At 65.0% G+C, this 8695-nt stretch carries 8 protein-coding genes, 1 rRNA gene and 1 pseudogene; 9 read left to right on the top strand and 1 reads right to left on the bottom strand.

The window, feature by feature from the left end:
• From AC30NL_RS20420 to cobA, 9 genes and pseudogenes are all read left to right on the top strand, one after another.
• Positions 1 to 184, top strand: a pseudogene (locus tag AC30NL_RS20420) (precorrin-2 C(20)-methyltransferase); the annotation flags it as partial.
• Entirely contained in the window at positions 181 to 927 is a 747-nt protein-coding gene (locus AC30NL_RS20415; protein WP_489465813.1) for a cobalamin biosynthesis central domain-containing protein, read from the top strand. The pseudogene AC30NL_RS20420 and the gene AC30NL_RS20415, both read left to right, overlap by 4 nt.
• A gap of 200 nt (positions 928 to 1127) precedes the next feature.
• Complete coding sequence (locus AC30NL_RS20410) at positions 1128 to 1583, top strand: cobalamin biosynthesis protein (RefSeq protein ID WP_489465815.1); 456 nt, start codon at positions 1128 to 1130, stop codon at positions 1581 to 1583.
• A 12-nt stretch (positions 1584 to 1595) separates the two neighbouring features.
• A complete protein-coding gene (locus AC30NL_RS20405; RefSeq protein WP_489465812.1) occupies positions 1596 to 1793 on the top strand; it encodes a CbtB domain-containing protein in 198 nt (65 codons plus the stop codon).
• A gap of 12 nt (positions 1794 to 1805) precedes the next feature.
• Positions 1806 to 2645, top strand: coding sequence for a CbtA family protein (locus AC30NL_RS20400; protein WP_489465811.1), 840 nt, complete (start codon positions 1806 to 1808; stop codon positions 2643 to 2645).
• Positions 2642 to 3652 (top strand): precorrin-3B C(17)-methyltransferase, encoded by a 1011-nt coding sequence (gene cobJ / locus AC30NL_RS20395; RefSeq protein WP_489465810.1) that lies wholly within the window; start codon positions 2642 to 2644, stop codon positions 3650 to 3652. The genes AC30NL_RS20400 and cobJ overlap by 4 nt, the downstream gene beginning before the upstream one ends.
• A 293-nt stretch (positions 3653 to 3945) precedes the next feature.
• A complete protein-coding gene (locus AC30NL_RS20390; protein WP_489465809.1) occupies positions 3946 to 6078 on the top strand; it encodes a TonB-dependent receptor in 2133 nt (710 codons plus the stop codon).
• Between the two features lie 13 nt (positions 6079 to 6091).
• Positions 6092 to 6463: a (2Fe-2S) ferredoxin domain-containing protein gene (locus AC30NL_RS20385; RefSeq protein ID WP_489465808.1), complete on the top strand. Its 372-nt coding sequence runs from the start codon at positions 6092 to 6094 to the stop codon at positions 6461 to 6463.
• On the top strand, positions 6426 to 7943 hold the full coding sequence (gene cobA / locus AC30NL_RS20380; RefSeq protein WP_489465814.1) for a uroporphyrinogen-III C-methyltransferase: 1518 nt from the start codon (positions 6426 to 6428) through the stop codon (positions 7941 to 7943). The genes AC30NL_RS20385 and cobA overlap by 38 nt, the downstream gene beginning before the upstream one ends.
• Before the next feature lie 662 nt (positions 7944 to 8605).
• Here cobA and rrf read toward each other — a convergent pair.
• Positions 8606 to 8695: ribosomal RNA gene (rrf, locus tag AC30NL_RS20375) — 5S ribosomal RNA — on the bottom strand; the annotation flags it as partial.

Genomic DNA, 8695 nt, shown 5'->3' with positions numbered 1-8695 from the left:
CGCGCCGGACGAGCGGGTGGTGACAAACCTGCTCAGCCTGCGCGGCCAGAAAGTCAGCTACCTGTCTTTGATGATCGTGAAGAACCCGCAGCGCGTGCGCGGTGAGCGAATCAAAGGCTGTCTCAAGAAGACCACCGCGCCTGACATCAATCAACCCGAACAAGAAGAGGAAGAGAGCGCATGAGCGATAACCCCGTCCGCGTCGTCATCGTCGCCATCACCAAACACGGCGCGCAGCAAACCGCGCAGCTCGCACGCGCCCTGCCCTTTGCCAGCGTGTGCGTGGCGGCCAAGTTCGCCGAGGCGATGCAAGGCCTGCCCAACCCGGTGCAAACCTACGCCGGCGCGTTCAAGGACGAGATTGGCGGCCTCTTCGAGCGCTTTGACCAGATCGTGTTCTTCGTGTCACTCGGTGCGGTGGTGCGCCTCATCGCGCCGCATTTGAAGAGCAAGGACGAAGACCCGGGCGTGCTGGTGGTGGACGACGCGGGGCAGTTCGTCATCCCGGTGTTGTCGGGCCATGTGGGTGGGGCCAATGCAATGGCTGAGCAAGTGGCCGCATTGATTGGCGCCACGCCGGTTCTGACCACCGCGTCCGACGTTGGCAAGACCATCCCCGTGGACATCCTGGGTCGCGAACTGGGATGGACCGTCGAAGCCCCGAAGCTCAACATCACCCGCGTCTCGGCCCATGTGGTCAACGGCGAACCGATCGCCGTGGTGCAGGAAGCCGGCAGCCCGAACTGGTGGACGCGGCCCTCCCCGCTGCCTGCGAACATCCAGCGCTTCGAGCGATTTGACGACGTCGACCTGAGCCGATTCAAGGCAGTGCTGTGGATCACGCATGCCGAGGTTGATGACGCACGCTGGCAGCAACTTCACGAGCGCTTGGTGGTGTACCGGCCGCCGATTCCCGCTGCCGCATGAAGACTGTGGCATTCAAGGATGCGGCTCGGAATAACTTCCCAGAGTCCGTTCGAACTGACCCTTCGACAAGCTCAGAACAGGGGACGCCTTCCGGCGTATCGAAGCCTCAACCCGCGGTTGTGGAGGGCTTCGATACGCCGCAGGCATACCTTGTCCGGAACCCAGTCGAAGGGTCAGCCAGAACGGGTGGAGTGTGGGGCCTGACGAACTCGGAAAGTCATTCCGAGCCGTCCCCCAGGCTCGCGCTGGGCATCGGCTGTGACCGTGGCACCCCCACCGGCACCCTCGCCCGCACCGTGGCCGAAGCGCTGGTCCTCGCGCAGGCCGAGTTCAGCGATGTGGTTGCGGTCGCCAGCATCACGCTCAAGGCTGACGAGCCCGGACTGCTCGCGCTGGCCGCACAGCACGGCTGGGCGATCACCTTTTACCGGCCTGAGCAACTGGCTGCGGTCTCGGTGCCCAACCCATCGGAGACGGTACGCCGATACACAGGCACGCCCTCGGTCAGCGAAGCAGCAGCGTTGCTGGCCGCCGGCACCGATGTCAGCAACCTGCTCGTCGAAAAACACAAGCTGCGTGACGCAGACGGCAAGAACGCAACCGTGTCCGTTGCGCGCTGCGCCCCCGATTTCATTTCCCCGCTATCCCGACCCTGAAAGGAACCTTCGATGAACCCGATCTCGATGCTCGATACCCACGCCCCCTCCGCCCCGATGGCCGATGCCCGCCACGCCGTGCTGCGCCCTTTGGCCGCCGCCGCCGCGCTCGGGTTGGTGTTGTTCTACGGTGTGGCCTTTGCCAATAGCCCGGTCGCGCATAACGCGGCGCATGACGTGCGTCACGTCACCGTCAGGCCTTGCCACTGAAGGAGCCTTGCGATGGCTTTGTTCCAACGGCTGATCTGGGGCGCGCTCGCCGTCGCCGTACTTCTCGGCAGCGTGCAGACCGCGTTGCAGCAGTGGCAGGCAGTGCCCATCATCCTGGCCGCCGAAACTTTCGAGGCGCAGAAGGTGGCACCGGTCGCGGCCGTGGGTCATGGCCACGACCACGACCACGACCACGACCACGACCACGACCACGACCACGACCATGCCACTGCCAATGCCAATGCCGAATCCCATGAAGCCCATGAGCACACCGAAGCCGGCCATGACTGGGCACCTACCGACGGTCTGGAGCGCACGACCTGGACCTGGGTGGCCAACCTGCTGCACGTCTTCAGCCTCGCGCTGCTGATGTTCGCTGTGATGGGCTTGTGGGTGTGGCGCCGAGGTGCCACGCCAGCACCGCTGCGCCTGAGCTTCGTCGTGGCAGCCGCGGGCTGGCTCAGCCTGCACCTCTGGCCTTCGCTCGGGCTGCCGGCCGAAGTCCCCGGCATGGACGCGGCCAGCCTCGGCTCGCGCCAGGGCTGGTGGCTGCTGGCCGCAGGCTGCGCGGTGCTGGCTTGCGCAAGCGCGGCCTCGCTGCGCACGCGCTGGCGCTGGCTCGCTTCAGCGGCCTGGCTGGCCGTGCCGTTCATATGGGGCGCGCCGCAGTTTGCAGGTGACCCGGCGGCTGGTTTCAGTGCCGACGCTCAAGCTCAGCTGCACAAGCTCGGCGCGCATTTCATCTGGGTCACCGGCGTCATCGCGCTGACCTTGTGGGCGGGGCTTGGTGCGGGGTGCGGACTCGTGTTCCAGCGCTGGTTGCAGCCCTTGATGTTGGGGGCCAAGACATGAGCATGCTCCCCGAACACGCCAGCGAAGCACCACCGATAGGCAAGATCATGCTGGTGGGCATTGGCCCCGGCAGCGTCGAGCACATGACCCAGCGCGCCCGCGATGCCATTGCCGAAGCGGATACCGTCATCGGCTACGTCACCTACATCAAGCTCGTCGCCGACCTGCTCGAAGGCAAGGAGGTGATCCGCAAGGGCATGACCGAGGAACTGGACCGCGCGGAGAGTGCGCTTGAAGCTGCACGCGCGGGCAAACGAGTGGCGCTGATCTCGTCCGGCGATGCCGGCGTCTACGGCATGGCCGGGCCGACTTACGAGGTGCTGTTCCAAGCCGGCTGGACACCCGAGGACCCGGTGCAAGTCGAGATCGTGCCAGGAGCCTCGGCACTCAACGCCTGCGCGGCGCGCGTGGGTGCGCCGCTGACGCACGACTTCTGCGCCATCTCATTGAGCGACCTGCTCACGCCCTGGCCCACCATCGCGCGACGGCTCGATGCGGTCGCGTATGCCGACTTCGTGGTCGCGCTGTACAACCCCAAGAGCGGCCGGCGCACGCGACAGATCGTCGAGGCGCAACGTTTGTTCCTGCGCCATCGGCGAGCCGACACGCCGGTGGCTGTCGTGAAGAGCGCCTACCGGCGCCGAGAGCGCATCGAGTTCACGACGCTGGACCGGATGAGCGAGTGCGACATCGGCATGCTGAGCACGGTACTGATCGGCAACAGCAACACCATCGTGCAGCACGGCCTGATGGTCACGCCACGCGGCTACGCGAACAAGTACGACATGCAAGACGGCGGCAGCACGCGCGACGGCGAGCGGCCCGGGCGGTCTCTGTCCACGGGCCTGAATGGCTGGCTGGAAAACCTGATCGCCGACCACGCGGCGGGGGACAGCATCGAGACGCTGGCCGAACGCCATCGTCTGCCGGTGGACTACATCCGCGCCACCTTGAACGAACCACTCGAAGCCTCGGCCGCAGACGCCCCCGAAGAAGCCGAGGCTTAGGACATTGGCCTGAACAACCCCGAGTCCGGACATTGCCCTGAACATCTTCCCCTAATCCGTTCGGGCTGAGGTATCGAAGCCCTTTACCGCGGGTTAAGGCTTCGATACCTCAGCCCGAACGGGATTGGGAACGGGAACGGGAACGGGAAACGGAAACGACAGGAACAGGAGCGCGTACAGCCTGAACAAAGGGAAGCTATTCCCAGCCATACCGCTAACGAAAAATCGCCGGCCGTCCCCACGCTCCCGCCATGAAGGACACGGACCGGTCGCGCCCTCTTGAGTCTACGAACATGAACCAAGCTATTTCGATACGGGCCGCTGCCTCGGCCTTGTCGTGGATGACCGCGGGCTGCCTCTGCAGCCTGCTACCGATCACTGCCCTCGCGGGCGGCGTGCAAACCTCGACACTGGAGACCGTGGTCGTCACTGGCAGCAGTGGCCTGATCGGCGTGGCCGACTCGGCCACTGAAGGCACGGTGACGGCCAAACAGCTCGCCAACCGCCCACTGCTGCGCCCGGCCGAAGTGATGGAGGCCGTGCCTGGCATGACCGTGACGCAGCACTCCGGCGACGGAAAGGCCAACCAGTACTTCCTGCGCGGCTTCAACCTCGACCACGGGAGCGATTTCGCCACCACCCTCCTGGGCATGCCGGTGAACATGGTGAGCCACGGGCATGGGCAGGGCTACATGGACCTGAACTTCCTGATCCCAGAGCTGATCGCCGGCCTTCACTACCGCAAGGGCGTCTACGCCGCCGAAGACAGGGACTTCGCCACCACCGGCTCGGCGCGCATCGACTATCAGCGTGAGCTGCCCTCTTCGCTGGTCGATCTGAGCCTGGGCGCGCATGCCTATCGTCGCCTGGTCGCCGCGGGCAGCCGAACGCTCGGCACCGACGGCGAGATGAAGCTTCTGGGCGCCCTCGAGTTGGCGGGCAACAACGGCCCCTGGGACCAGCCGGAAAACCTGCATAAGCGAAACGCTGTGTTGCGGCTGTCGTCAGGAACCGCCGACAACGGCTTTGCGCTCACCGCAATGGCATACAAGGCTGATTGGACCGCCACTGAGCACGTGCCCGAACGCGCGATCACTTCCGGCGAGATCGGACGCTATGGCGCACTGGCGGCGGACGATGGCGGCATCACGCATCGCTACGGCCTGTCGGGCGAGTGGGTCCGCAGTGCCGAGGACCAAAGCACGCGGGCCAACGCCTATGTCATCGACTACGGCCTGAACCTGTTCTCCAACCCCTCGGGCTACATGACCGGGCCGCAGGGCGATCAGCACGAGCAGGCCGACCAGCGTGTCGTCTGGGGCGGCGCACTGTCGCGCACCTGGCAGCTCGGCTCCGCCTGGCGCGACACCGACGCCACGCTGGGCCTGCAATTGCGTCACGATCGCATCGCCAAGGTCGGTCTCTACGACACCGTGGCACGCGAACGCACAAATACCGTGCGCGAAGACACCATCACGGAAACCGCTGTGGGCCTGTACGGCGAGGTCAAGACACAGTGGCTCCCATGGCTGCGCAGCATGGCCGGCTTGCGCTGGGATCAGTTGCGCGCACGCGTCGATCCGCTCGCCGGCATGTTCAACCTGAACAATGGCGGCGACGTTCGCGCCAGCCAAGCAAGTCCCAAGCTGGGCCTCGTGCTTGGACCCTTCGCCAACGGCCCCTTCGACAAGACCGAGCTGTACGCCAACTGGGGCCATGGCTTCCACAGCAATGATGCGCGCGGCACCACCGCCGCTAACAACCCGAACGACGGCAGCCCCATCGACAGGGTGCCGCTTCTGGTGAAAGCCACAGGAGCCGAGGTGGGCTTGCGCACCGTGCCGCTTCGGGGCTGGAGCAGCAGCCTTGCGCTGTGGCGCATGGACTTGCAATCGGAGCTGGTGTTCATCGGCGACGAAGGTGTGACCGAACCCAAGGGCGCGTCGCGTCGTGTCGGGTTCGAGTGGTCGAACTACATCACCCCGAACGACTGGTTGATTGTTGATGCCGACCTCGCGTGGTCGCGCGCAAGGTTCAAGCAGGCGGTGAACGGCGGCACCCATGTGCCCAACGCCGTTCCGGTGTCAGCGTCGCTCGGCCTCAGCGCCGATCCGCACGGCCACTGGTTCGGTGGCTTGCGCCTGCGCTACATCGGCGCGTACGCGCTGGAGGAAACCGGGGAACACCAATCTAGCCCGACCCTCACGGCCAACCTGAAGCTGGGCTATCGCTACTCGCCCCAGTGGCAGGTCACGCTCGACATCCTCAACCTGTTCGATCGCCGGGCCAACGACATCGAATACTGGGGTGCCGCTTGCTCCCGGGCCGATGGCGCCGGCTGCAATGGCGGCAGCGGCATCGACGGCCGTCTGATCCACCCCATGGAGCCGCGCACGCTGCGCTTGGCCTTGCGCGCCAGCTTTTGACCCCACCCACACCATGAACGAACCCATTGTCAAACCCAAGATCGGCGACTACCGCCGCCACCTGCTTATCTGCACCGGCACGCGCTGCACCCAGGACGGTCAGTCGCAAGTGCTGTTCGACAGCCTGGGCGACAAGTTCAAAGCGGCCGGCCTGAACGAGGGTGCGTTGCGAGTGAAGCGCAGCCGCGTGAGCTGCTTCGCCGCGTGCAAGGGCGGCCCGATCCTGTGCGTCCAGCCCGACGGCGTCTGGTACTACAACGTGACACCCGAGAACATGGACCGCATCGTCCAGGAGCATTTGGTCGGCGGGCGCGTCGTCGAGGAACTGGTGTTCCATCGTGGACCCGATGCAAGCGTGTGCGATGGAGACGGCGGTGCTTGCTGAAGGCATCGGTGCCGGGGGCGCGAATAAACCCGGCATGGTCCACATCGTGGGTGCCGGCCCAGGCCCGGCTGATCTCTTGACCGTGCGCGCGTTGAATCGCATCCAGTGCGCCGACGTGGTCGTGCACGATCGCCTGATCGATGCCGAGGTGCTGGCGCTGATTCCACCCCAGGCCGAACGCATCTACGTCGGCAAGGCCTCGGGCCACCACGTGATGTCGCAGAAGCAGATTCATGCGGTGCTGATCGAGCAAGCGCGCAAGGGCCGCCGGGTCGTGCGCCTCAAAGGCGGTGACCCGCATGTCTTCGGACGAGGCGGCGAGGAGGTCCAGGCGCTGCAGGCAGCCGGCCTGAGCTTCGAGGTGGTGCCCGGCGTCAGCGCGGCCAACGGCTGTGCGGCGGCGGCGGGCATTCCGCTGACGCATCGTGACCTGGCGCACTCGTGCACGTTCCTGTCCGGTCATCTCGCCGAGGGAAGCATCGATTTCGACTTCGATTGGACTGCGTTGGCACGGCCACGCCAGACTCGGGTGTTCTACATGGGGGTGGAGCGCATTGCAACGATCGCATGCCAACTCATTGCGCACGGCCTCGCGCCCGACACGCCAGCCGCGATCGTGCAGGACGGCGCGCGCGCAGGCCAGTACGTGCTGGCAACCGGACTGAAGGCCCTGGTCGCGCGGGCACCGGCCTATGGCCCGCGGCCGGGTTTGCTCGTGATCGGTGAGACGGTCAGTTTGAGCCCGCACTTCAAAGCGGCCGAAGAATCGCTGCCATCGAATACACCCCCGGTCCACCATGCAGAGCGCTTCAGCGCCACGGATCGCGCGAGCTTCTACCGCGTGATCGCATCACGCCGCGACATGCGCCACTTCACGCCCGCTGCTCGCGTGCACGATGAGGTGTTGCAACGCGTGCTGCAGGCGGCTCACGGCGCACCGTCGGTCGGGCTCATGCAACCCTGGCGCTTCATTCGAGTACTGGCCACGGCCTTGCGCGGGCGCATTGCCGAGCTGGTCGATGCCGAGCGCATGATGACCGCTGAGGCACTGGGGATACGAGCCGACGACTTCATGCGACTGAAGGTCGAAGGCATTCGCGAATGCGCCGAATTGCTGGTCGCGGTGCTCGCTCCAGACGACGGCACCGTGTTCGGCCGGCGCACCATGCCGCGCGACATGGCCTTGTGCTCGCTGGCCTGCGCGACCGAGAACCTGTGGCTTGCCGCTCGCGCCGAAAACCTGGGGCTCGGCTGGGTCTCGATGTTCGAACCCGAAGCACTGGCGCAGGCATTGCGACTGCCCGACGGAGCACATCCCGTAGCCGTGCTTTGCCTGGGGCCCGTGCCGACCTTCTACGACTTGCCGATGCTCGAGCAACTGGCATGGCGACAGGGCCGCCCGCTGGCCGAGTTCGTCCGCGTCGACACCTGGGACGGCGCACAGGCGTTGCCATCTCGCGATGCGTCGCGATGTACATGAGCCACCGCTTTGTGGCGGTTGGATCATTGAGTGCAGGTCGTGAACGTAACTGACGGGTAAGCTTGACCAGCTGGTCACAGCGGCCGAGTAGCGGGCGTGCATGAGATTGCCGCCATCCGCTCGTGCGTCTGCAATGCCAGATCGATCTGACGCTCAAAAATGTCAGAGGACCTTCGTCTGACGGTTATCAATTACATCAGTGACATCCAGGTCCGGCCGACCGAACAGCAGGTCCAAAATGGGTGCTGCCGGTCAGACGGCCGGCGAAAGTCGGCGGCCGCCGAACCGTGACTTTGGACCTTTCAGGTTGGCCGTCTGTCTCACTCCGAAAACGCACTGCGCAGGATTTCAGGCTGCATTTTTCAGCATTTCCCTCAACAGTATGCTGACGAGCGCCTGGTTCGACCGCTTGGGTCTACCTCGACGCTCATGACCTCAACTTCGCGAGCCGCCGAAGTGCTGCTTCAGCGGCGACAACGCCGTCTTGTCTGTCCTCGCTTCAGCGCCATGCTCCATGTCGGATTGCAATGGCAACGGAAGTTATCGGTAGGGCGGCATCACGTCATGCAGGCATCATGATCACGAGAGCTGACAAGAGTGCGCCCATGCTGGGCACACATGAGAAAAGCCCCCGTCATTTGACGGGGGCTTTTTTATTAATAGCCTGACAATGTCCTACTTTCACACGGGAATCCGCACTATCATCGGCGCTGAGGCGTTTCACTGTCCTGTTCGGGATGGGAAGGAGTGGG

The organism is Rhizobacter sp., from assembly GCA_021153565.1.
GTDB lineage: Bacteria > Pseudomonadota > Gammaproteobacteria > Burkholderiales > Burkholderiaceae_C > Albitalea.
This window is presented reverse-complemented; position numbering and strand designations above follow the sequence as displayed.

Excerpts from the sequence above, each read along its gene's own strand:
- cobA (WP_489465814.1), top strand. The coding sequence starts at position 6,426 with ATGCAAGCGTGTGCGATGGAGACGGCGGTGCTTGCTGAAGGCATCGGT.
- AC30NL_RS20390 (WP_489465809.1), top strand. The coding sequence starts at position 3,946 with ATGAACCAAGCTATTTCGATACGGGCCGCTGCCTCGGCCTTGTCGTGG.
- AC30NL_RS20415 (WP_489465813.1), top strand. The coding sequence starts at position 181 with ATGAGCGATAACCCCGTCCGCGTCGTCATCGTCGCCATCACCAAACAC.
- AC30NL_RS20405 (WP_489465812.1), top strand. The coding sequence starts at position 1,596 with ATGAACCCGATCTCGATGCTCGATACCCACGCCCCCTCCGCCCCGATG.
- AC30NL_RS20400 (WP_489465811.1), top strand. The coding sequence starts at position 1,806 with ATGGCTTTGTTCCAACGGCTGATCTGGGGCGCGCTCGCCGTCGCCGTA.
- AC30NL_RS20385 (WP_489465808.1), top strand. The coding sequence starts at position 6,092 with ATGAACGAACCCATTGTCAAACCCAAGATCGGCGACTACCGCCGCCAC.
- cobJ (WP_489465810.1), top strand. The coding sequence starts at position 2,642 with ATGAGCATGCTCCCCGAACACGCCAGCGAAGCACCACCGATAGGCAAG.